Annotated in this window: 23 protein-coding genes; 15 read left to right on the forward strand and 8 right to left on the reverse strand. The window is 30.4% G+C overall.

Going from position 1 to position 24,497, the window contains the following annotated elements; all coding sequences use genetic code 11:
• Positions 1-8: 8 nt before the first annotated feature.
• On the reverse strand, positions 9-827 hold the full coding sequence (locus JHL18_RS05665; RefSeq protein WP_200267034.1) for a TIM barrel protein: 819 nt from the start codon (positions 825-827) through the stop codon (positions 9-11).
• 373 nt (positions 828-1,200) lie between these two features.
• Between JHL18_RS05665 and JHL18_RS05670 the strand changes: the two genes are divergently transcribed.
• The 7 genes from JHL18_RS05670 to JHL18_RS05700 all read left to right on the forward strand — a co-directional run bounded on the left by JHL18_RS05670 (position 1,201) and on the right by JHL18_RS05700 (position 8,567).
• Positions 1,201-1,911, forward strand: coding sequence for a pseudouridine synthase (locus JHL18_RS05670; protein ID WP_200267036.1), 711 nt, complete (start codon positions 1,201-1,203; stop codon positions 1,909-1,911).
• A gap of 10 nt (positions 1,912-1,921) precedes the next feature.
• Positions 1,922-2,464, forward strand: a complete 543-nt coding sequence (gene mnmM / locus JHL18_RS05675; protein WP_200267039.1) for a tRNA 5-(aminomethyl)-2-thiouridylate-methyltransferase MnmM — start codon at positions 1,922-1,924, stop codon at positions 2,462-2,464.
• Between the two features lie 91 nt (positions 2,465-2,555).
• Complete coding sequence (locus tag JHL18_RS05680) at positions 2,556-3,443, forward strand: MurR/RpiR family transcriptional regulator (protein WP_200267041.1); 888 nt, start codon at positions 2,556-2,558, stop codon at positions 3,441-3,443.
• A 141-nt stretch (positions 3,444-3,584) separates the two neighbouring features.
• Positions 3,585-4,808: a BaiN/RdsA family NAD(P)/FAD-dependent oxidoreductase gene (locus JHL18_RS05685; protein WP_200267043.1), complete on the forward strand. Its 1,224-nt coding sequence runs from the start codon at positions 3,585-3,587 to the stop codon at positions 4,806-4,808.
• A gap of 98 nt (positions 4,809-4,906) precedes the next feature.
• Positions 4,907-5,575, forward strand: coding sequence for a (d)CMP kinase (gene cmk, locus JHL18_RS05690; RefSeq protein ID WP_200267044.1), 669 nt, complete (start codon positions 4,907-4,909; stop codon positions 5,573-5,575).
• A 4-nt stretch (positions 5,576-5,579) separates the two neighbouring features.
• Complete coding sequence (locus tag JHL18_RS05695) at positions 5,580-7,490, forward strand: bifunctional 4-hydroxy-3-methylbut-2-enyl diphosphate reductase/30S ribosomal protein S1 (protein ID WP_200267046.1); 1,911 nt, start codon at positions 5,580-5,582, stop codon at positions 7,488-7,490.
• A gap of 213 nt (positions 7,491-7,703) precedes the next feature.
• Positions 7,704-8,567: a GNAT family N-acetyltransferase gene (locus JHL18_RS05700; protein WP_200267048.1), complete on the forward strand. Its 864-nt coding sequence runs from the start codon at positions 7,704-7,706 to the stop codon at positions 8,565-8,567.
• A gap of 32 nt (positions 8,568-8,599) precedes the next feature.
• On the opposite strand, the gene JHL18_RS05705 is transcribed toward JHL18_RS05700, so the two are convergent.
• On the reverse strand, positions 8,600-8,770 hold the full coding sequence (locus JHL18_RS05705) for a hypothetical protein (RefSeq protein ID WP_200267050.1): 171 nt from the start codon (positions 8,768-8,770) through the stop codon (positions 8,600-8,602).
• A 386-nt stretch (positions 8,771-9,156) separates the two neighbouring features.
• Between JHL18_RS05705 and miaB the strand changes: the two genes are divergently transcribed.
• The 6 genes from miaB (at position 9,157) to JHL18_RS05735 (ending at position 17,762) form a co-directional block, all read left to right on the forward strand.
• Positions 9,157-10,473, forward strand: coding sequence for a tRNA (N6-isopentenyl adenosine(37)-C2)-methylthiotransferase MiaB (miaB, locus tag JHL18_RS05710; protein WP_200267091.1), 1,317 nt, complete (start codon positions 9,157-9,159; stop codon positions 10,471-10,473).
• 41 nt (positions 10,474-10,514) lie between these two features.
• Positions 10,515-13,214, forward strand: a complete 2,700-nt coding sequence (mutS, locus tag JHL18_RS05715; RefSeq protein WP_200267052.1) for a DNA mismatch repair protein MutS — start codon at positions 10,515-10,517, stop codon at positions 13,212-13,214.
• Between the two features lie 11 nt (positions 13,215-13,225).
• Positions 13,226-15,154 (forward strand): DNA mismatch repair endonuclease MutL, encoded by a 1,929-nt coding sequence (mutL, locus tag JHL18_RS05720; RefSeq protein ID WP_200267054.1) that lies wholly within the window; start codon positions 13,226-13,228, stop codon positions 15,152-15,154.
• An 11-nt stretch (positions 15,155-15,165) separates the two neighbouring features.
• The gene (gene miaA / locus JHL18_RS05725; protein WP_200267055.1) at positions 15,166-16,095 is read left to right on the forward strand and encodes a tRNA (adenosine(37)-N6)-dimethylallyltransferase MiaA; all 930 of its coding nucleotides are present in this window, start codon (positions 15,166-15,168) and stop codon (positions 16,093-16,095) included.
• Positions 16,096-16,143: 48 nt separating this feature from the next.
• Complete coding sequence (hfq, locus tag JHL18_RS05730; protein WP_200267056.1) at positions 16,144-16,389, forward strand: RNA chaperone Hfq; 246 nt, start codon at positions 16,144-16,146, stop codon at positions 16,387-16,389.
• Between the two features lie 92 nt (positions 16,390-16,481).
• Positions 16,482-17,762, forward strand: coding sequence for a methionine gamma-lyase family protein (locus JHL18_RS05735; protein WP_200267057.1), 1,281 nt, complete (start codon positions 16,482-16,484; stop codon positions 17,760-17,762).
• A 109-nt stretch (positions 17,763-17,871) separates the two neighbouring features.
• On the opposite strand, the gene lexA is transcribed toward JHL18_RS05735, so the two are convergent.
• Positions 17,872-18,474 carry a transcriptional repressor LexA gene (lexA, locus tag JHL18_RS05740; protein ID WP_200267058.1) on the reverse strand — a complete coding sequence of 201 codons (603 nt, stop codon included), beginning with the start codon at positions 18,472-18,474 and terminating at the stop codon, positions 17,872-17,874.
• Between the two features lie 395 nt (positions 18,475-18,869).
• On the opposite strand from lexA, the gene JHL18_RS05745 reads away from it, so the two are divergent.
• Positions 18,870-19,253: a hypothetical protein gene (locus JHL18_RS05745; protein ID WP_200267059.1), complete on the forward strand. Its 384-nt coding sequence runs from the start codon at positions 18,870-18,872 to the stop codon at positions 19,251-19,253.
• A gap of 22 nt (positions 19,254-19,275) precedes the next feature.
• On the opposite strand, the gene JHL18_RS05750 is transcribed toward JHL18_RS05745, so the two are convergent.
• The 3 genes from JHL18_RS05750 to purB all read right to left on the reverse strand — a co-directional run bounded on the left by JHL18_RS05750 (position 19,276) and on the right by purB (position 22,538).
• Positions 19,276-20,277, reverse strand: a complete 1,002-nt coding sequence (locus JHL18_RS05750) for a tyrosine recombinase XerC (protein WP_200267060.1) — start codon at positions 20,275-20,277, stop codon at positions 19,276-19,278.
• A gap of 585 nt (positions 20,278-20,862) precedes the next feature.
• Positions 20,863-21,009 (reverse strand): hypothetical protein, encoded by a 147-nt coding sequence (locus JHL18_RS05755; RefSeq protein ID WP_200267062.1) that lies wholly within the window; start codon positions 21,007-21,009, stop codon positions 20,863-20,865.
• Between the two features lie 98 nt (positions 21,010-21,107).
• Positions 21,108-22,538 (reverse strand): adenylosuccinate lyase, encoded by a 1,431-nt coding sequence (purB, locus tag JHL18_RS05760; protein WP_200267064.1) that lies wholly within the window; start codon positions 22,536-22,538, stop codon positions 21,108-21,110.
• Positions 22,539-22,681: 143 nt separating this feature from the next.
• Here purB and JHL18_RS05765 point away from each other — a divergent pair, with 143 nt between their 5' ends.
• The gene (locus tag JHL18_RS05765) at positions 22,682-22,903 is read left to right on the forward strand and encodes a DUF378 domain-containing protein (protein WP_200267066.1); all 222 of its coding nucleotides are present in this window, start codon (positions 22,682-22,684) and stop codon (positions 22,901-22,903) included.
• Between the two features lie 37 nt (positions 22,904-22,940).
• On the opposite strand, the gene JHL18_RS05770 is transcribed toward JHL18_RS05765, so the two are convergent.
• Complete coding sequence (locus tag JHL18_RS05770) at positions 22,941-23,201, reverse strand: HPr family phosphocarrier protein (RefSeq protein WP_200267068.1); 261 nt, start codon at positions 23,199-23,201, stop codon at positions 22,941-22,943.
• A gap of 91 nt (positions 23,202-23,292) precedes the next feature.
• Positions 23,293-24,486: a pyridoxal phosphate-dependent aminotransferase gene (locus JHL18_RS05775; protein ID WP_200267070.1), complete on the reverse strand. Its 1,194-nt coding sequence runs from the start codon at positions 24,484-24,486 to the stop codon at positions 23,293-23,295.
• Positions 24,487-24,497 lie beyond the last annotated feature (11 nt).

The raw sequence follows: 24,497 nt of genomic DNA on the forward strand, positions 1-24,497 counted from the left end.
AATTACAATTATAGAGATTCATAAACTTTCTTTAGCAATAACGCATCGTTTTCTAATATAGGACTTTCACAAATGATACATCCCTTTACATTAAAGTTCACAAATGCTTTTAAGCAAGCTTTATAGTTAAAATCACTTTCTTCAAATGGTAAGTGATTTTTTTCACCTTTAACTGTGTATGCAATTCCTGAAAGGTGTATATGCATATCTTTTATTGCTTCTTCACCAAGTTCAGTTCCTATAAGATCTAGGACTTTTGCAAAATCATCATAGTCCTTTAATATACCATTACCTCTTGCGTGAACATGAGAAAAGTCAACGCATATTTTACAGGTGGGTATATCCTTACAAAGCCTTACAAGCTCATCGTAAGAACCAAATTGAGTGGGTTTTCCTGTTGTCTCAAGTCTAAAATCTACACCTTCATATGATAAGTTTTCAAGTTCTTCCTTTATATTATTAAAAGCCTCTTCATTGGTAGAATCTAAATAATACCCAGGATGAAACACAAGGCTTCTTCCTCCTACTTTTTTCAGTGCGTTTGCGCCATTTTCTATTCTTTCCTTTGACTTCTCTCTTTTCTCTTCTTCTATAGCATTTAAGTTTATAAAATATGATCCGTGAGCAGATAAGTAAAAGTTTTTTTCATTTTTTATATCTAGAATAGATTGTCTATTTTTTTCAGTTACGTTAATTGAACGCACAAAAGGTAGTTCCATTGCGTCAAGTCCTAATGAATGAAGATATTCTATCCCAGACTTGTAAGTGAATTTATTTTTACCATCACCAATGGGCAAACCTGAGATTCCAAATAATAATTTTTCCATGTTAGTAATCCTTTCGTTTCAACAATAAGAGCAGTTAATTTAGATAAGCGAACTCAATAAATAATATTTAATAAAAATTAACTTTAGATTATCCTAAATCTTTAAAAAATATCATATTGATTTGGATGTACCACTTCGTAATAAAATTTATATTTTTAAATTTTCTCACCAAAAGCCGTGAGAGTTTTAAAAATAGATTTCAGTTCGAAGTGGTTCATCTTTACATACGATGTATCCTCTCTTATAGATATATATTCAGTATATCAAAACCAAATGAAGCCCTGCAAATTATTTTCCAGGAAATGTAAACTAAATAATATTTATTGAAATCCTCTTTGTTATTTATTAGAATGGATTATTAGAGGTGATAATTATGGAAGAAAGACTTCAAAAGTTTATGGCTAGATGTGGAGTTGCATCTAGAAGAAAGTGTGAGGAACTTATACTTTCAGGAATAGTAAGTGTAAATGATATAATTATAAAAGAATTAGGAACAAAAATTGATTGTGATAAAGATATAGTAAAAGTTTCTGGTAAAGAAATAAGACCTGAGGAGAAAAAGAGATATATCATGCTTAATAAGCCTGAAGGATATATTTCCTCTGTAAAAGACGAACACGATAGATTGACAGTAATTGATTTGATTGGGATAGAAGAAAGAATATTTCCTATAGGAAGGCTTGATTTTGATAGCTCAGGTCTCTTACTGCTTACTAATGATGGGGAAATATACAACAAGCTTATTCATCCAAGACAAAAAATAACTAAGACATATGTTGCTATAGTAAATGGAATGTTCTCAAAGGATGATATAAAGAAATTCGAAAATGGTATTGATATAGGTGGTTATATAACAGCTGATGCTAAGATAGAAGTTATTGAAATTCAGGAAGATCGTTCAAAGATTAGACTTCAAATTCATGAAGGTAAGAATAGGCAGATAAGAAAAATGTGTGCAGCTTTAAATCATGAAGTCCTCGAACTAACAAGGGAAAGTATTGGGGAAATAAAACTTGGTACTTTAGAAAAAGGTAATTTTAGAGAACTAACTGAAACTGAATTAAATTACATAAAATCTCTATAGGAGTGATTGAATGTTTAAGTATGTTGGAGATATAAGCAGCATTACCCACTATATAGTGAGTAATTTTGTAGATGAAAAGCTTATTGCTATCGATGCAACTTTAGGCAATGGTTATGATTCAGATTTCCTAAGTGATAACTTTAATAAAGTATATTCCTTTGATATTCAAGAAGAAGCTATAAATAATTACAAATTAAAACAAAGAGAGAATGTAGAGCTTATATTGGATTCTCATGAATACATAGAAAAGTATGTGACAATGCCGGTTAATTGTATCATGTTTAATCTTGGCTTTTTACCTGGAGGCTCAAAAGAGATTACGACACTTACAGATTCAACACTTAAAAGTTTAGAGGCTTCAATTAATATTTTGTCTTCTGGAGGTATAATAACTATTGCTTTATATAACGGACATACAGAAGGAAAAAAAGAAAGTTCAGAAGTAATAAATTTTGCAAGAAATCTTGATAAAAAGTTCTTCGGCGTGATGCATCATAAATATCTTAATCGTACTAATTGCCCACCAGAACTAGTTGTTATAGAAAAGAAATAAGTTTCTATAATATTGAACATCTTCATATTTGATGATAAAATGAAATAAATATTGCATTTTATCATCAGCAATGGAAGAAGGGATAGCTAGTATGAGTATCAACGATAATCACGATTTAATGAGATTAATACAAATAAAATTTCCACGTTTAAGTAAAGGTCAGAAACTGATTGCTGAATACATACTTAAATATTATGATAAAGCAGCTTTTATGACTGCTGCAAAATTAGGAGTTAGCGTAGGAGTTAGCGAATCAACAGTTGTTAGATTTGCAAATGAATTAGGCTTCAGTGGCTATCCAAAGCTACAAAAGGCACTTCAAGAACTTATAAAGAACAAATTAACTTCAGTTCAAAGACTACAGCTTTCTAATGATTATATAAGTGAAGAAAATGCTCTAAAAGGTGTTTTAAAAGCTGATATGGAAAATATAAGAGCAACTTTAGAAAAAATAAATCATAAAACCTTTGAAGATGTTGTTCATAATATTTTTACAGCTAAAAGAATTTATATAATTGGTCTTAGAAGTTCTTCTGCACTAGCAGAATTCTTAGGGTTCTACTTAAATTTAATATTAGATAATGTTAAAATAATTGGTAATGGTATAAGTGATGTTTTTGAAGAGATGATTAATATTGGAGATGGTGATTTAGTAATTGGCATAGGTTTTCCAAGGTATGCGGTAAAAACTATAGACGCACTAGAATTTGCACAATCAAGAAACGCAAAGGTTGTCGCAATAACAGACAGTTTACTTTCACCACTGGCGTCACAGGCTGATTATACTTTAATCGCACAAAGTAACATGGCTTCTTTTGTTGATTCTCTTGTAGCACCTTTAAGTATTATAAATGCTTTAATAATAGCTGTAGGAATGAGAGAAAAAGAAAAAATATCCAAAACTTTTGCAGATCTTGAAAGTCTTTGGAAAGAGTATCATGTATACTCATATAATAAAAGTGGTAATGAATCTAGATAAAGAGGCATAAAAGCCTCTTTTTACTGTAAATAATAAAATTTTTTAGCTTGCTAAGTTTTCCTCATACACATCCGGAAAGACATAAGCGTAAAAATTATTAATAAAAATAAATTAGCTATTTTTATAGAAGGAGTAATACACATGCATAAGGTTATTGTTATTGGTGCTGGACCAGCGGGAATGATGGCAGCTATCTCTGCTGCTAAAAATAATCAAGTTATTTTATTAGAAGGCAATAATAGATTAGGTAAAAAGCTTTTTATTACTGGAAAAGGTAGATGTAATGTTACTAACTCTAAGGACATCAGTGATTTCTTCGATATGATTCCTGGCAATCCACATTTTTTGTATAGTTCTTTATATACTTTTACAAATGAAGATACTATGAATTTTTTTCAAAAACTTGGAGTTAAGCTAAAGATTGAAAGAGGAAATAGAGTGTTTCCTGAATCAGATAAATCCTCAGATATAATAAGTGGCCTTAGCAGGGCGCTGGATGAAGCTAGAGTAAGAGTAATGCTTAATTCTAAGGTTAGTAAGATACTAACTGAAGGAGACATTATAAAGGCAGTTGTTTTGACTGATGGTAAAGTAATAGAAGGCGATAGTTTTATTATGTGTACTGGTGGTAAATCATATCCCCTTACTGGTTCTACAGGAGAAGGGTTTAATTTTGCAAGAAAATTAGGTCATAAGATTATTGATCCAAAACCATCGTTGGTTCCAATAGAGATTAAAGAAGAATGGGTAAAGGAATTACAAGGACTTTCGCTTAAAAACATTGAATTTACAGTAAGTAATGGTAAAAAGGTTTTATTTAAAGATTTTGGTGAGATGATTTTTACACATTTCGGGATATCTGGACCAGTGGTACTTAGTGGTAGCAGATTTGTTAAAAACGATGGTACTACATATACGGCATCTTTGGATTTAAAACCAGCCTTAGATGACAAGGAATTGGATTTAAGAATACAGAAAGATTTTCAAAAATATATAAATAAAGATTTTAAAAATTCATTAGTTGATTTATTACCAAAGAGACTTATAGAAACAATAATTCATTTAAGTGATATATCTGGTGATAAAAAGGTAAATGAAGTGACTAAGGAAGAGCGAAAGAAACTTGTAAATCTTCTTAAGAATTTCAGTTTTACCGTTAGAGGTCTAAGACCTATTGAAGAGGCTATAGTTACTGCTGGTGGGGTTGATACAAAAGAAATAGATCCATCTACTATGAAATCAAAGATTATCTCTAATTTATCCTTTGCTGGTGAAGTAATTGATGTTGATGCATTTACTGGTGGATATAATGTTCAAATTGCACTTTCAACAGGCTATATAGCTGGAACTCATGTAAATGACTAGTTAGAAACGTTTTTTTATATAACAGAAAACATATTTATTGAATTTTATAAAATGTGGTATAATCAGAAGAAAAACTACATAAAGAGAGGACGATTTAATTGAGATTATCAGTTGCTATTGATGGCCCAGCTGGTGCAGGCAAAAGCACTATTGCTAAAATTGTGGCTAAAAGATATAACTTAATGTATATAAATACTGGCTCGATGTATAGAGCTGTTACATATAAGGCTTTAGAAAAGGATATACCTCCTGAAAACATAGAGGCTTTATGCAATTTAATAGACACTATGGAAATGCATTTTGAAAATGATGAATTATATCTCAATGGTATTAATATAAATGATCAGTTGACTATACCTAATATTAGTAAGAATGTTTCAGCCTACGCATCAATTAGGGAAGTTAGAACTAGACTAGTAACACTTCAAAGAGATATGTCTAGAAAGTATGACGTAATAATGGATGGTAGAGATATTGGTACTGTAGTTTTAAAAGATGCTTCTTTTAAATTCTTCTTAACAGCTAGTCCTGAAGAAAGAGCAATTAGGAGATATGAAGAACTAAAATCTAAAGGACTTGAAGTAGATTATAGTAATATCTTAAAGGATATAATTCAAAGAGATTATTTAGATAGTAATAGAGAAGTTGATCCATTAACTAAGGCAGATGATGCATTGGAAGTGGATACTACTGGAATAAATATAGATCAGGTTGTTGACAAAATTTGCGAGTATATAAATAACGGATTAGAAATTAGTATGAGGTAAAAATATGAGGGAAATATTATTAGCTGAAAGCGCTGGATTTTGTTTTGGAGTTAAAAGAGCTGTTGATGAAACTCTAAAAGTTCAAAAGCAATATAATAAGAAAATTTTTACGATAGGGCCTTTAATACATAATAATGATGTAGTTAAAATGTTAGAAAATAATAATATTTTTGCTATTAATATAAGTGATATTGATTCCTTAGCTAATGATGATGTTGTTGTAATACGTTCACATGGCGTTCCCAAAGATCTGGTTGATAAATTAAATGATAAAGGTTTAACTGTAGTAAACGCTACGTGTCCATATGTTACTAATATTCAGAAGAAAGTAAATAAATATCATGATGAAGGATACAATATTATCATAGTAGGTGATAAAGATCATCCAGAAGTTGTTGGGATCAACGGATGGTGCAATAACGAAGCTATGGTTACAAAAAGTGGTGAATTCAATTATGATCTTCCTAAAAAAATTTGTATAGTTTCTCAAACAACTGAGAAAAAATCCAATTGGGATAAGGCATTAAATGTGGTTAATGAAAAAAGTACTGATGTACTTGCATTTAATACCATTTGTTCAGCTACTGATGTAAGACAAAGAAGTGCTGAAGAAATATCAAAAAAGGTTGATGCAATGATTGTTATTGGCGGAAAAAATAGTTCAAATACAACAAAGTTATTTCAAATATGTAGAAGTAACTGCGAAAACACTATTCACATAGAAAATATAGAAGATTTGCCTGAAGAACTACTAAACGATAATTCTATCCGCGCCATAGGTGTAACCGCAGGTGCCTCTACACCTGACTGGATAATTAAGGAGGTTATTGATAAAATGACTATGAATAACAGCGAATATAATGAGCAACTAGAATTGATGGGAAAATCTACAAAGAAGATACATGTGGGTGAAATATTAAAAGGCGAAATTTTATCAATAGTTAAAAATGAGCTAATCGTTGCTATTGATGGATATAAAGCTGATGGTGTAATCCCTAATTCAGAAATTTCAGTTAATGAAGGTGTTAAGTCAAAGCTATCAGAACATTTTAAAGTTGGAGAATTAGTAGATGCTAAAGTCTTAAGGTTACAAAATGAAGAAGGTTATGTTGTTTTATCAAGAATTGAATTAGAAAAGGAGAAGGCATTTGACGAAACTTTGGAAGCATTCAACAATGGAACTATAGTAACTGTAAAAGTAACTGAAGTAGTGAACGGTGGAGTTGTTGCAACCTTTAAAGGGCTTAGGGTATTTATTCCAGCATCTCAATTAGATATAAGATATACAGGAGAATTCAATAACTTTGTTGGTAAAGAGATAGAAGTTAAATTTATTGAAGTTGAAAAGGAAAGATATATCCGAATAGTGGCATCAAGAAGAGTATTATTAGAGCAAGAAAAACATCAACGTGAGCAAGATGCTCTAGACTCATTAAATGTAGGAGATATAGTTGATGGTACTGTTAGAAGATTTACTAATTTTGGCGCTTTCGTTGAAGTAAATGGTATTGATGGTTTGGTTCATATATCTGAAATTTCTTGGGGAAAAATATATAATCCTTCAGATGTATTAAAAGTTGGTGAAAAAATTAAAGCAAAAGTTATAGCTTTAGATGTTGAAAATAAAAAAGTATCTCTTAGCGTTAAAGCATTAGTTCAAGACCCTTGGATGGATATAGAAGAAAAATATCCTGAAGGGAGTATAGTTTTAGGTAAGGTAGCTAGGCTTAATGATTTTGGTGCTTTTCTTGAATTAGAACCCGGAGTTGATGGATTAGCACATATATCTAAAATATCCTTCAATAAAATTAATCATCCTTCGGAAGTGCTAAAGGTAGGAGAGTTAGTTAAAGCCAGGATAATAAAAGTTGAAAAAGAAAATAAACGTATTGGTCTAAGTATTAAAGACGTATAGCAAGGAAAGCAGCAGAAAATTCTGTTGCTTTTTTGTTTTATAAGGAATTTGTTGCATTATATTTTATTATATAAAAAAGTAATCTATTTTAAGCCAAGGAATAGAAACTGATATAATAAAGATTTAGATAACATATTTCAATATAGTTAGTTGATTTATTTACCTAACAATATTAAAATATTATTAGGTAAATAATGTAAAGGACATAATGGTATGATTAAAATTAAGAGACTTTGCTTTGATAAAAATATACTAACTGACTTATTTGAAAGCTCAAAAAGCTTTAATTCCTTTAATAATAGTTTTATTAAATTCTATAAATCTAAGCCTCCAATCATAAGATTGTTTCTTCTAAGGAATATTAGATTTATATATTTAAACAAAAAAGTTGTGGGTTACTTTTGGTTTGAGCAGATATATGAAAAAACTTATTCGATAAAGGATTTTGTAGTAGATAGAACAGCTGATTTATCAAAATCCTTAGAAGAAAATACAGTAAAACCTGGTTTCTTCTCTAAGGGTCTCTTTATATATGAGTGCGAAGATAATACCTTAAGTAATATTACATTAAATACACTAGGGTTTAAAAAATCTGGTGAAACATTACTTATGGAAAAAAACATTGAAAATAAAACTATAGAAGAAGTTCCTAATAATATATCATTTACTTTTATGGTAAATAATAAAGATGAGAACTTAAGATGCAACTTACAAAACAATATATTTGAAGATGATAGCAGAATACCATTAACAATAGATGATATATATTATGATCAGTGCCAAGACTATTATTTAGATAATGCATCTGTTTTTATAAAAAGTTATGATGAATATGTAGGTTATGGGCAAATAATACTCAATAATGACAGTTATTTTATTGTTAATTTAGGTATTGTAAAAGAGCAAAGAGGCAAAGGGTTTAGTACACATCTGCTTAATCATTTGATAAATGTTTGCTATGATAGGGGTATTAAAAGTATTTATATTAGAGTTGATCAACAGAATGAAATAGCTAAAATGCTTTACCTAAATAATGGTTTCAAGTTTGTAAATACGGTAAGCATCTGGGAGCAATAAAGTAGCAACTACTACCTTATTGCTCATTTTTTTTAGAATAGGGATTCTGTTGGAACATAGGATGCCTTAGTGTATAATACACTGTCAGTTAAATGACTTCTGTAATATGCTCTGTCACCTATATTTCTTGAGTCATTTTCTTTGTTTAAGTCTGTTTCCTTAGAGGTGTCATTACTTTCTTGATTTTGCTTTAGATCATACATAAAAAATCCCTCCTTATTTATTATTCCAATAAGAAGGGATTTTATTTATTCAACTAAATTTCTTTATAATATTCTTTTAAAAGGTTCCTATGATTCCAATGTTAATTTTATTTTTCTTCTTTATGAAATATTTCATAAATATTATGCCTCCATTTTAATATTATTTAATTATTACAATTTGATTATTTATAATTATCGGCTAAAATAGAAAATGAAGTCAATAAGTTTTAGCGAATTTGTATTATATGACCTAAATTAATTACTTTTTCCACAATATATGTAATTAATTTAGTGAAACTTACCTATAAACACTTTAAAAATCTTCACAAATTCAGTATAATATTAAAGAATTGAATAATTGGAGGAATAAAATAGTGAGTAACGTAATGGATAAATATTATATAGAAACATGGGGCTGTCAGATGAACGAAGAAGATTCTGAGAAGCTTTCAGGTATGCTAAAAAGAATTGGATATGAACGTACTGAGGAAAAAAATGATGCATCAATAATAATCTTTAATACTTGCTGTGTTAGAGAAAATGCGGAAAATAAAGTTTTTGGAAACTTAGGTGCTCTTAAGGCTCTAAAAGCAAAGAAACCAGAACTTATAATTGCTATTTGCGGATGTATGATGCAACAAAAAGATATGGCAGATACAGTTCTTAGTAAGTTCCCTTATGTAGATATCATATTTGGAACACATAATGCTTATAAGTTCCCTGAATATTTAAATACAGTAAAGCAACAAGGGGTTCAAGTAAAAGAAATTGTTAATAAAGAAGAGCAAATAGTAGAAGGTATTCCAATAGATAGAAAGAGCGATATAAAAGCTTTTGTTACAATAATGTATGGATGTAATAACTTCTGTACTTACTGTGTAGTACCATATGTAAGAGGACGTGAAAGAAGCAGAAAGCCAGAGGATATTGAAAAAGAAATAAAAGAACTAGTTGCAGCAGGTTATAAAGAAATAACTCTACTAGGTCAAAATGTAAATTCTTACGGTAACGGCTTAGAAGAAGAGCTTAGTTTTGCTGGTCTTTTAAGAAGAATAAATGAAATAGATGGACTTGAAAGAGTAAGATTTATGACTTCACATCCAAAGGATCTTACTGAAGATGTTATAATGGCGATAAAGGAATGTGATAAGCTTTGTGAGCAAATACATCTTCCTGTTCAAAGTGGATCTTCTAGAGTTCTTAAAGAAATGAATAGAAGTTATACTAAAGAACAGTATATAGAATTAGTTAAAAAGATAAAGAAAGAAATACCAGATGTTGCTATTTCTACAGATATAATTATTGGTTTCCCAGGAGAAACAGAGGAAGACTTTAATGATACACTAGATTTAGTAAAAGAAGTAGAATATGATTCAGCCTTCACTTTTATATATTCTAGAAGAAAGTATACTCCAGCTGACAGAATGGAAAACCAAATATCAGATGAAGTAAAACATGCTAGATTTAATAAGTTAGTAGATGCAGTAAATGAAATTATTGCAAAGAAGAACTCTACTTATGAAGGGAAAACTGTTGAAGTTCTAGTTGAAGGAACAAGTAAAAATGATGAAAACAGACTTATGGGAAGAACTAGAAATGGTAAACTTGTTAATTTTGACGGTTGCAAGGAAAGCGTAGGAAAGCTTGTAAATGTTAAAATAACAAAAGCACAATCATTCTCTCTTGTAGGTGAAGAAGTATAAAGCTCTTATTATAAGAGCTTTTTCGTTTAAGGAGGTTTACTATGGGATTAACGCCAATGATGCAGCAATACATGGAGATAAAAGAAAATTATAAGGATTGCATTCTGTTTTTCAGATTAGGGGATTTCTATGAGATGTTCTTTGAAGATGCAGAAGTTGCAGCAAAAGAATTAGAGCTTGTTCTTACAGGTAGGGACTGCGGACTCGAAAGTAGAGCTCCTATGTGTGGGATACCATATCATGCTTCAAATTCATATATTGGAAGACTTATAGCTAAAGGCTTTAAGGTAGCTATATGTGAGCAAGTTGAAGATGCGGCACTAGCCAAAGGTTTAGTTAAAAGAGATGTTATAAAAATAATTACACCAGGTACATATAGTGATTCCAATTACATAGATGAGTCTAAGAACAATTATATAATGTGTATATTTGTGAATGCATCAAAAAACACTGTAGGACTAAGTACAACCGACATATCTACTGGTGATTTTTTAACCACAAGCTTTCAATATAATGAAAATATTATTTTAGATGAGATATCAAAATTCTCTCCTAAGGAGATAATATTAAATATATTAGAAGATGCAAGTTTAATTTCTGCTATAACAGATAGTTGTAACGCTTTAATCACAAGAAAGCCTGCAAACTACTTTGAAGAAGATGCGAATGATTTATTATATTCTCAATTTGGTGATGAAAAGAAAAAACTAGATCCATTCTCTTTATATAGTTCTATAGGTTTAATTAAATATGTTATTGATGCTCAGAAGATGTCTTTGAGTAACTTGAATAGAATTGATACCTACTCAATAGTAGATTTTATGACTATAGATACTAATTCAAGAAGAAATCTAGAACTTACAGAAAACATTAGAGAGAAAACAAAAAAAGGTTCTCTTTTATGGGTACTAGATAAAACCTCTACAGCCATGGGCAGTAGAGAAATCAGAAGGTGGATAGACCAGCCTCTAATAGTAAAATCATTAATTGAAGATAGACTAAGTGGGGTAGAGGAATTACATAATAACTTATATCTAATGGAACAGCTAAAAGAAACACTAAAGGATATATACGATATAGAGAGAATCACCGGTAAGATAGCTAACTTTAATGTAAATGCTAAGGATATGATATCCTTAAAGGTATCACTTCAAAAGATACCAAATTTAAAGCAATTACTAAAAGACTGTAACTCATCTATGCTTTCGAAATTCTATAACAGTATAGATGAATTAGAAGATGTCAGCGAGCTACTTGATATTTCAATTGCTGATGAACCTTCTCTTTCTGTAAAGGAAGGAAATATAATAAAAAGTGGTTATTCTATAGAAGTAGATGAGCTAAGACAAGCAAAAATACATGGTAGAGAGTGGATTGCAGCTTTAGAAAATCAAGAGAGAGATTTTACTGGTATTAGATCTCTAAAGGTCGGCTATAACAAAGTCTTTGGATATTATATAGAAATATCTAGGGCAAATTATTCATCTATTCCCGAAGGAAGATATATAAGAAAACAAACCTTAGCAAATGCTGAAAGATTTGTTACTCAAGAGCTTAAAGAAATGGAAGAAAAGATTCTTGGAGCTGAAGAAAAGCTAACAAGTTTAGAATATAGCATCTTTGTTGAGATAAGAGATAAAATTGAAGCAGAAATAGATAGAATGAAACATACTGCAAAAATAATCGCAGAGCTTGATTGTTTATGTTCATTAGCTAATGTGGCTATTAACAATAATTACGTAAAGCCACTCATAAACGAAGAAGATGTGATCGATATTAAAGATGGAAGACATCCAGTTGTAGAACAGGTGATTTCTAAAGGTGAATTTATATCTAATAACACAAAACTAGATGTTAATGATGAGCAGCTACTGATTATAACTGGACCTAATATGGCAGGTAAATCTACCTACATGAGGCAGGTAGCCTTAATTACCTTAATGGCACAAATAGGTTCTTTTGTTCCAGCGTCTTTCGCTAACATATCTGTATGTGATAAGATCTTTACAAGAATTGGAGCATCGGATGACTTAGCTGGTGGAAAGAGTACTTTTATGGTAGAGATGTGGGAGGTTGCAAATATCCTAAATAACGCTACTAGAAAAAGCTTGGTGCTACTCGATGAAGTAGGAAGAGGTACTAGTACTTATGATGGTTTAAGCATAGCTTGGTCAGTAATAGAGTATATGACAAAAGATGATAGTTTAAAATGCAAAACATTATTTGCTACTCATTATCATGAACTTACTAGATTAGAAAAAGATATTAAGGGTGTTAAGAATTTTTCGGTTGCAGTTAAGGAAGTAAATAATACAATAATATTCCTTAGAAAGATAGTTGAAGGCGGTGCAGACCAATCCTACGGTATTGAGGTTGCAAAGCTTGCAGGATTACCAATTAAGGTTATAGATAGAGCTAAAGAGATATTGTCTTCCCTTGAAGATAATAAAATTCATGACAAACTTGACGGGGTAGCTACAAGTAATAATACTCATAAGAGTGAGGCGTTAGAAGTAGCTGTAGATACAATTAAAGAGACTTCTGACCTACCTCTTAAACCTGGTAAAAGTAAAAAACAAAAAGAAGATTTCTATGAACCACAAATGCAGCTGAACTTTACAGACATAGAAAAAGAAACTTTGTTAAAATCAATAGCTTCAATGGATATTATGTCTATGACACCACTAGAAACAATGAATAAATTGTACGATTTGGTGAAAAGAGCTAAGGAGCTATTATAGGTGGTGATAATTTGAAAAGAATTAATCTACTAGATACTAGTACTTCAAATAAAATAGCTGCTGGAGAAGTTGTCGAAAGGCCTTCTTCAGTGGTTAAAGAGTTAATAGAGAATAGTATAGATGCTAAAGCTAATAAGATAGTCTTGGAGATAGAAAACGGCGGAGAAACGCTTATAAAGGTTACTGATGATGGCGCTGGAATACACCCAGATGATATTGAGAAGGCATTTTTGCCTCATGCTACTAGCAAAATACAAACCATTGAGGATGTTTATAATATAAATACTTTGGGCTTTAGAGGAGAAGCGCTTCCAAGTATTGCGTCTATATCACATATAAGCATAAAATCAAAGAGTACAGAGTTTGATACCGGTAGAATGCTTCAAATTGATGGTGGAAAAACCGTTATAAATGAAGAGGTAAGTATGCCTAACGGAACTCAAATAGAAGTAAAAGATTTGTTTTTCAACGTTCCTGCCAGAAAAAAGTTTTTAAAATCTCAATCTAGAGAAGCTGCTTTGATAAATGAGATAATTAGCAGAATAGCAATAGCTAATCCTGATATAGCTATTGAATATCATAACAATGGAAAAAAGATATTTAATACATATGGAAATGGCAATATGTTAGATGCTATCAGAACAATATTTGGCAAGAATATAGTTGATAACCTTATATACTTTGAAGGTCATACAGATACTTCTTCTGCTTATGGTTACATTGGTAAAGAAGAAATAAGCAGGGGTTCTCGTAATAACCAAATCCTTTTTGTAAATAAGCGTTATGTAAAAAATAGATTAGCTACTGTAGCAGTTGAAAATGCTTTTAAATCTTTCAGTACAGTAAATAAGTTTCCGTTTTTTATTTTACTTATTGATATTTACCCTGAGCTTATAGATGTTAATATTCATCCGCAAAAAGCTGAAATAAAATTTAAGGATGATAGAAGTATATATAAGATTGCTTTCGACAGTGTTCATAAAGCATTAAAAGATGATGTTTTTGAGTCTTTTAAATTGCCTGAAGAGCAAGTTCAGGAGGAAAAGGTGGAAAATATTCCGCTGGATATAGATTTTCATAATTTTGATAAAGTTTATCATCCATATGAAAAGCCTCAAAATGACTATATAATTAAAGAAAATGAAGAGAAATCAACTTATGAAGATAAACAACAAGTTGTAGATTTACCAGTTGATCTGAAGCCAATTTCTTTTAATAAGGAAGATGTAACAGATGATAACAAAAATTCTGAGGGTGCTAATAGCTATCCAGAAGTAAATCAATCTTATATTGAAAGTGTTGAAACTGATAGTTCAGTTAAAAAAACTTATAACTCTGTAGAAGAAAAGAGTAATGCTAAAATACCTAACCTTAGAATAATAGGTCAGTTTAATAAAACCTATATAATAGGTGAGTATGACGATACTATGTACCTGATTGATCAACATGCAGCACATGAAAAAATACTTTTCGAAAAGTATTTAAAAGATATTGAAGCCTCCCATATACAGGTGCAAAGCTTACTGGTACCTTGCGTAATAAATTTAATTATGGACGACTATGAGATCATTTTAGAGAATAAATCAATATTTGAAAAAGCAGGTTTTCTTATCGAAGATTTTGGGGATAATAGTATATTGTTAAAGGAAGTTCCTTACTTCTTGGATAAACTGAACCCTAAAAGTCTGCTTCTAGATATTATTGATAATTTAAAAAATCTTGGTTCTGGTAAAACTACTGAAGTTAAGTACAACAGAATTGCCACAATGGCCTGTAAAGCTGCTGTGAAGGCACATGATTTATTAAGTACTGAAGAGATGTATGAACTACTAAATACCCTTAGATTCATAGATGATCCGTTTCATTGCCCTCATGGAAGGCCGACAATAATTAAATTAACGCTTAATGAATTAGAAAAGAAATTTAGAAGAATACAATAAAGGATAGACTTATGGAAAAAAAGAAATTATTAGTGCTTGGAGGACCTACTGCAGTTGGAAAAACTGATATATCTATAAAATTAGCAAAAGAGCTAAATGGCGAGATAATATCTGCTGATTCAATGCAAATATATAGATATATGGATATAGGTTCTGCAAAAGTTACGGAAGCTGAGATGGATGGGGTCAAACATTATATGATTGATGTAGTTCATCCAAAAGAAGAATTTAGTGTTTCAGATTTTAAGGCTCTAGCAAAAAACTACATTGAAGATATATACAGCCGAGGGAAATTGCCTATAATTGCTGGTGGTACTGGTTTATATATAGATTCAATAATCTGTAATTTAAGCTTTACTGAAAGTAAAAAAGATGAGGAATATAGAGCTTATCTAGAAACTTTGGCTGACGAACATGGTAACCAATATGTTCATGAGATGCTTAAAGCTATTGATATGGAAAGCTATGAAAGTATCCATTTCAATAATAGAAAAAGAGTTATAAGAGCTCTTGAGGTATACAAAACTACAGGAAAAAAGTTTAGTGAGTATAAAGAAAAAGAATCGATTTACCAATGTGATTATGATCTTTCTTACTATATTTTGACCATGGATAGAGAGAAGCTTTATAATCGCATCAACAAAAGAGTAGATATTATGTTTGAAAATGGACTAATTGATGAAGTAAAGATGCTAATGGATATGGATCTTACTCCAGAGATGCAATCGATGAAGGGTATAGGTTATAAGGAGATTTTATACTATCTACAAGATAAAATAACATTAGAAAAAGCTATTGAGATGATAAAACAAGGTAGTAGAAACTATGCCAAGAGGCAGCTTACATGGTTTAGAAAAGATCCTAGAGTTGTTTATTTAGATAAGGATAGATTGTCTGAGGATGAAATAATAAGCAAAATAGTTGATGACATAAATATTTAATAGCATTATAATAATATATAAGATTAAGAAAATTTGGAGGTTACGGTTATGAACAAGTCAACAAATAATTTACAGGACATTTTCCTAAATGGTGCAAGAAAGAATAAGATTTTAGTTATAATACATTTAGTTAACGGATTCCAATTGAAAGGTTTTGTAAAGGGTTTTGATAGCTTTACTGTTGTTCTAGATTCAGATGGAAAACAGATGCTAGTTTATAAACATGCGATAACTACAGTAACCCCAGCAAAGCCAATACTATTTAATACACCACAAGTTGATGAGAATTTATAAGTATTAGCATAGGCAAACAAATTGTTTGCCTAATTTTTATTTATGTGTTAACATAAATTTTATTGTGTTAGGATAAATTTGGAGGTTTATACATGTTTGATATTACAAAAGATTTTTTAAGAAAAAGCTACAATATTAGCGAAAATACCTTTGCTCTTTATGAAAAGGCTATTGAAGATGTACAAGAGCAATTTGATATGTATGATAAAATAAGAGAATTTAATCAATTAAAAGTACTTAACGCACTTCAAGAAGAGCGAATAAGCGACACACATTTTACTAATTCATCTGGTTATGGATATGGTGATGTAGGTAGAGACGCTTTAGATAAGGTTTATGCAAGAATATTTAATACAGAAAGTGCTTTAGTTAGACCACATTTTGTAAATGGAACTCACGCCATTGGAGCTGCTTTATTCGGCAATCTTAGACCTAATGACACTCTATTTACTGTAAGTGGTAAGCCGTATGATACTTTACATAATATTATTGGAATAAGCGGAAATGAAAACATAGGTTCTTTAAAAGAGTATGGTGTTAATTATAAACAAGCAGATTTGACTTCAAAAGGGAAATTTGATTTTGCCTTAATAGAAAAAGAGTTAAAAGAAGATAAAAGCATAAAAGTCGTACATATGCAAAGAAGCACTGGTTATGGCTGGAGAAATTCTTTTTCTGTAGCAGAACTAGGAGAAGCTATAAAGCTTGTTAAATCAATTAGAGAAGATGTTATAGTGTTTGTGGACAACTGCTATGGAGAGTTTATAGATACTATTGAACCAACAGATGTTGGAGCTGATTTAATAGCTGGTTCCCTAATAAAGAATATAGGTGGAGGAATAGCACCTACTGGTGGATATATAGCAGGGAAGAGTGCCTATGTAGAGCAAGCAGCATTCAGATTAACTATACCTGGAATAGGAGGAGAGTGTGGTTCTACTTTTGGAGTGATGAGACAATTGTTCCAAGGTTTATTTCTTGCACCTCATGTAGCTATTGAGGCTGTAAAAGGAGCTGTATTCTGTGCTAGAATCATGGAACTTGCAGGTTTTGAAGTTTTACCAAAGTTTAATGAAAAGAGAAGCGATATAATCCAGGCTATAAAATTCAATAATCCCGAGAAGTTAATTAATTTCTGTAAGGGAATCCAAAAAGGATCACCTGTAGACTCTTTTGTTGAATGCGAACCGTGGGATATGCCAGGATATAACGATCAAGTTATAATGGCTGCAGGAGCATTTATACAAGGCTCATCAATTGAATTATCCGCGGACGCTCCAATTAGAGAACCTTACATTGCATATTTGCAAGGTGGTTTAACTTTTGATCATGCGAAAATAGGTATATTAATTGCTTTATCTAATATAGGATAATAAAAAAAGAACGGTTTAAACCGTTCTTTTTTACTATTTACGAAACTATAAAATTTTCAAACTAGCTAAACCTAGCTATTTAAATGGTTTTAGAAGTTTTGTATGTAAATTAATATGATCTGAATAACCCAACTAAACGTCCTAAGATAGCGCAGTCATCAACTATTATTGGATCCATCGTCTTGTTTTCGGGTTGTAATCTTATATGGCCATTTTCTTTGAAGAATCTTTTTATAGTTGCTTCTGTCTCTATCAAAGCGACAACTATTTCCCCATTGTTAGCGTGACTAGATTGCTCTATTATAGCAAGATCACCATCTTCAATACCAACATCCACCATGCTACTACCGCTTACTCTTAAAGCAAATAATTCATTATCATGTTTGATGTAGTCTATAGGCATAGGAAAAACATCTTCTACATTTTCAGTTGCTAGTATTGGTTCACCTGCAGTTACCTTACCAACTATAGGAATATGTATCATTTCTTTTCTAGGAGTAGATAACTCAGCTATTTCTAAAGCTCTTGGTTTAGTAGGATCTCTCTTTATTAAACCCTTTTTTTCCAATCTCTTAAGATGACCATGAACAGTTGATGTTGACTTTAATGAAACAGCTTCACAAATTTCTCTTACTGAAGGTGGGTATCCTTTGTTTTCAGTATAATTTTTCAGGAATTCATATATCTCATTTTGTTTAGTATTTTCAAGCATAACTTACACCTCTCAATCTAATTAACTTGATTATATCACAGATGGTAGTAGTAATCAAACGAACGTTCTCTATTTATTGATATTATTGCTAAGATTTGATATAATTACTGGGTATATTAATATATAATATTGACAACGCACGCAAAGTAGAATAGTATACTTTAGTAGAACTATAACTTTGTGTTTTATTTTATTGAGTTAAGATTGTAAAAAATAGATAATTGAGGATTGTTATAAATTAATAGTTAAAAATAGAGCGGAAATACTTTCAGAAAAAACTATTAAATTTCCTATATATAAATGAATAAGTTAATTTGTACAGTCAATAATCTATGTAAGCAATATCTTATGCAATGTAAACTTAATATTATAATCTTTAGGATAGGAGAGAAGAAATGAATACAAACGGTAATCTAGCAGATGAGTTATGTGATATTTTCCCTAACAAGGTATGTGATAACTGCGGAAAATGCCTTGAAAACGAAGGGGTAGACCTAAAAGCTATTAAGATTGAAGATATAGCTAGAAACGTCGATGAAAATGATTTTGTTGAAGAAGAATTGATAGAGTTAGATGAAGATGATTATGATGATTTAGACCTAGACGGCGTTGATGTTGAGAGTGAAGAAGTAATCTATGAAGATGAAGAATACGAAGACGCTTGGGATCATATAGAATACATAGATGACTTGCAAGATATATTAGATGATGAGGTTAGTATACAAAAACTAACTGAAGAAGTTTATCCTGGTCTTATTAAAATTAAAAGAAGAGAGTAGAAGAGCGTTCATTTTGAACGCTCTATTTATATTTGTTTATTTTTGAAAGTGGGTTTGAATTTACAGCTTCTCTTAAGCCTTCGTCATCAATGTGAGTATATATCTGAGTAGTTGAAACGCTTTCGTGACCTAGTATCTGTTGAAGGCTTCTTATGTCAACATTGCCGTACTTATACATTAGGGTAGCGGCAGTGTGCCTCAGCTTATGAGGAGTGTATTTGTCTTGTGTTAATCCGCTATTTGTAATATGTTTTTTTACAAGGATTTCAACGGTTCTTTTATCAATTTTTTTATTTCTAGAAGAAAGAAATAAGAACTTTTTGTTTTCTGCATCGCATTTAGAAGAATCTCTTGCAGCGATATATTTTTGGATAGAATCTAGAGAAGCTTCATTTAAATACACAGTTCTTTCTTTATTACCTTTACCTATTATAGTGAGAGTGTCGTTTTTTATTTTATCAACTTGAATATTGCACAATTCAGATAATCTTAATCCGCAATTTAAAAATAATGTTAAAATGCAGTAATCCCTTAAGTAGTTTTTATTTTTCTGATCTAAGGAATTAAGTAAATTAATGCTTTGATCTAATGTAAGGTATACTGGATGTCTTTTACTTATCTTAGGTGTTTCGAGTTCTACAGTAGGGTCCTCAGTAAGAATTTTTGCCTTTGTAGAGATAAATTTAAAATAAGATTTTAATGCAGCAACCTTTCTAGCTCTAGCGTAAGTTCCATTGATTCTTTGTTTTTCTACAAAACTCATAAAGGCGTATAGATCAGTAAGTTTTATAGTTCTTAAGAAGTTTTCATCTATATCCGTTAAAGGAATTTCATTAAAATCAATTTCTGGATTACATAATCCTTTATATAATTTTATAAATCTAAAAAACACTGTTAAATCGAATTTATATCCAGCAATAGTTTTTTCTGATTTACCTTTTATTGTTTCTAAGTAATTTAAAAAATCTATAACTGAATTTGGTAAGTTATTATATGCTTGAATTGCTTTTATATCATATTTCATTAAAAAATCTCCTTAATCATATGTGATTATTAAATTATACCATATTTCCCTTTGAAATTATAGCATAATTTCGCTAAATTAGCATTTAGCGAAATTAATTTTACGCATTTTTAAGAGTTTTTACTGATTTTAATCATATAAATTATCATTTATCACTCAGCCCCCTTAAACTTATTTATATAATTGATGATTTCACTTTAAATTTTAATAAGTTTGAAATAATTTTAATTTAATCACTTTATTAGATATTTTTTAATTTGTCAGCAAAATTTTATTTTTCAGTCACGAAACTACATATTTTGTCAATGAAATCTTTATTAAAAATAATCGTCGATTTTGATGAAAAATTTCTACGGAGAATTTTTAAAATCATTACTATGTATCTTATATAATTTCTAAAAATCTTATTTTTCTACAAATTAATCATACAATTTTGCTAAAATTCAAATAATCATTTATAACATATGTTGAACAATTAATAACAACTTCTTAATACTTAAAGATTTTTAATGATGCATATATTTAATATATACTTAAAATTTTAGGCTTTCTCTTAATCCGTTAACTTATAAACAAATTTTATTTCTAAATGATCTCAACTAACATCCAGCATCCAAAGTTAAACTTATTTCTTTCTTCATATTTATATACTTCTATATTTTCATATATTTCATAAATGAGAATCATTTTCTCTGAACTTTTTACTGACACCCTTCTTAATAATTTTTTCATAATAACATATTAAACATTATGTAAAGTTGATATTAATAAAAAAAGGTTAAGAAATCTAATTTGATTTCTTAACCTTTTTAATTTTAATTTAAATTCTACTAAACATTGATTTGAGCTTCTACACCTAATAATTCTTTATTAGCTTCAAGTACTGGTGAAACTTCATCTCTTAAGAATTCAACCACTTGACCTGGTGCTCTACCAACAAATTTAATTGGGTCTATTATGTTGTATATTTCTTCTTTTGATAATAAGAAACTATCATCAGCAACAATTCTTTCTATTAAATCATTGTTTAAACCTTCTTCTTTTACTCTTCTAGCTGCAGCCATTGAATGCACCCTTATCTTCTCGTGCATTTCTTGCCTGTCTGCTCCCCTTTTTACAGCTTCCATCATTATGTTTTCTGTAGCCATAAAAGGTAATTCATTAAACACATGTGCTGATATTACTTTATCATAAACAACCATGTTTTCAGCTATATTTATATAAAGATTTAAAACTCCATCTAAAGCTAAGAAAGCTTCAGCTACAGCTATTCTCTTATTTGCAGAATCATCAAGCGTTCTCTCAAACCATTGAGTAGAAGCTGTTATAGCAGGATTTAAAGCATCTACAACTATGTATCTAGCTAAAGCCCCCATTCTTTCTGAACGCATAGGGTTTCTCTTATACGCCATTGCCGAAGATCCTATTTGATTTTTTTCAAACGGCTCCTCTACTTCCTTCATGCTTTGAAGAAGTCTAAGGTCATTACTGAACTTGTAAGCACTTTGAGCAACTTCTGATAATGTATTAAGTACTATAGAATCAACTTTTCTAGGATATGTCTGACCAGTTACAGCATAACTACTAGTATACCCCATTTTTTCAGCAACCATTTTATCTAAAGTTCTTATTTTTTCTTCATCACCATCAAATAAAGTCATAAAACTTGCTTGAGTTCCAGTTGTTCCCTTAACTCCCCTTAGTTTTAACTTTTCAATAACAAAATCTAAACTTTCAAGATCGATTAGTAGATCCTGAATCCATAATGTAGCTCTCTTCCCTACTGTTGTAAGCTGAGCTGGTTGAAAATGTGTAAAACCAAGTGTAGGTAAATCCTTATATTTATTTGCAAAATTACTTAAATGATTTATAACATTTATAAGCTTCTTTTTAACTAATAATAAAGCATCTTTCATTATTATTATGTCAGTATTATCCCCTACATAACAACTAGTTGCTCCTAGATGAATTATTCCCTTAGCACTAGGACATTGTAATCCGTACGCATATACATGACTCATAACATCATGTCTTACTTCTTTTTCTTTCTTTATTGCTTCATCGTAATTTATATCATATATATGCTCCTTGAGCTCATTAACTTGCTCTTCAGTGATATTTAAACCTAATTCCCTTTCGCTCTCCGCTAGTACTACCCAAAGCTTTCTCCAAGTAGAAAACTTCATATCATCAGAAAATAAATATGACATCTCTTTAGATGCATATCTTGAATTTAAAGGTGTGCTATACAAATTTCTCATTTTCTTTCCTCCTGCGAATAAAATGTCAAAAAATACAGTTATCATTCGTATTATATCATATTTTTTCTTTTTTTACAGGTATATTTTATCATTTATTTTAATATATATACTATGGGAATTTAATTTGATGGGAGTTGAAAATTGTGTACAAGCTAAGTCTTATCGACAAGCTAAGTTTTCTATTAGTACTTATAGGAGCAATTAATTGGGGGTTAATAGGATTGCTTAATTTTAATCTAGTTAAGCTAATATCTCTAGGCAACTGCTATATCGAAAGAATAATTTATATTTTGGTATTTGCTGGTGCTGTTAACCTTATAGTTGTATTACTAAGAAGTAAAACAAATTTCAAAAAAAGTTGCTGAACATAAATAAAAAAGGTTCCTTTCGGAACCTTTTTTATTATTCGTCTAATCCTTCGATTAATTTAACGATTTCTTCAGCAGCTAAAGTTTCGTCATCTCCAGAAGCTATTACTTTTATGTTAGCATCTTTAGTTACGCCTAAAGAAAGAACTCCTATTAAACTCTTAACGTTAGCTTTCTTTCCATTGAATTCGATGCTAACATCAGACTTAAATGATGATGCCTTCTTTACTAATAATGTTGCTGGTCTAGCATGTAAACCAGTTGAATTTTTAACTAATACTTCTTTAGTTACCATTATATCCACCTCTTTAATTATATTTTATATCATTAACTATTACATTATAATAATTTTTGGACAAAATATCAATAAGTTTTGGACAAGTTGGTTATTTTAGTTTATTTATAAAAGATTTTAGTCTTTTTACACCTTCTTCTATATTGTCTATAGAAGTGGCATAGGATAATCTAATATAGTCATCAAGTCCAAAAGCTATACCTGGAACAGTGGCTACAGCACTAGCTTCCAACAGAAGTTCAGAGAATATCTTCGAATCTTCAATTATAGTTTCTCCAAAATTCTTTTTTAAATAATATGATATATTTACCATTACATAAAAAGCTCCATTTGGATTGATTATTTTTATGTTTTCTACCTCATTTAGCTTATCTACCATATAATTTCTTCTTTTTTCAAATTCGCAAACCATATCCTCTACTAATTTTACAGGAGAATTTAACGCCTCAATAGCGGCATACTGAGCTATAGTATTTGGATTAGATGTCATATGACTTTGTATACTAGACATTAGCTTTATTACGTTTTCTGGACCAGCAGCGTAACCTATTCGCCACCCTGTCATAGCATATGTTTTTGACAGTCCATTTATGACTATTGTTCTATTAAAAGCATCTTCTGATGCAGCTGCAATACTAAAGTGTTTCTCTCCACCGTATATTAGTTTTTCATAAATCTCATCTGATACTATATAAAGATCATTTTCTTTGGCGAAATTAGCTATTTCTACTAACTCTTCTTTAGAATATATAGTTCCAGTAGGATTGTTTGGAGAGTTCAGTAATAAAGCCTTTGTTTTTGCTGTTAAACTTTGCTTTAATTTTTCTATAGTGTATTTGAAGTCATTTTCCTCTTCACATTGTACATAAACAGGAACTCCATCTGCTATCTTTATAAGTTCAGGATAACTTACCCAGTAAGGTGTAGGTACTATCACCTCATCGCCAGGATTTAATAAAGCTAAAAATAAGTTTCCTAAGCATTGTTTAGCTCCGTTTGATATAATAACCTGTGAAGGTAAGTATTCTAATCCATTGTCATCTAAAAACTTTTTGCATACAGCCTTTTTTAAATCTAAGAGTCCTGATGCTGGTGTATATTTAGTGTGCCCATTTTCCATAGCACTAATTGCAGAATCAATAATATTCTTAGGAGTATTAAAATCTGGTTCTCCTGCTGCAAAACTTATTACGTTCACCCCAGTTTTTTTCATTTCATTTGCTTTTGCTGTTATTGATAATGTTATAGAAGGCGTTAAAGCTTCTATTTTTTTTGATAATGTCATGATACCCCACC

The organism is Clostridium yunnanense (genome assembly GCF_016595795.1).
Lineage (GTDB): Bacteria > Bacillota > Clostridia > Clostridiales > Clostridiaceae > Clostridium_AR > Clostridium_AR yunnanense.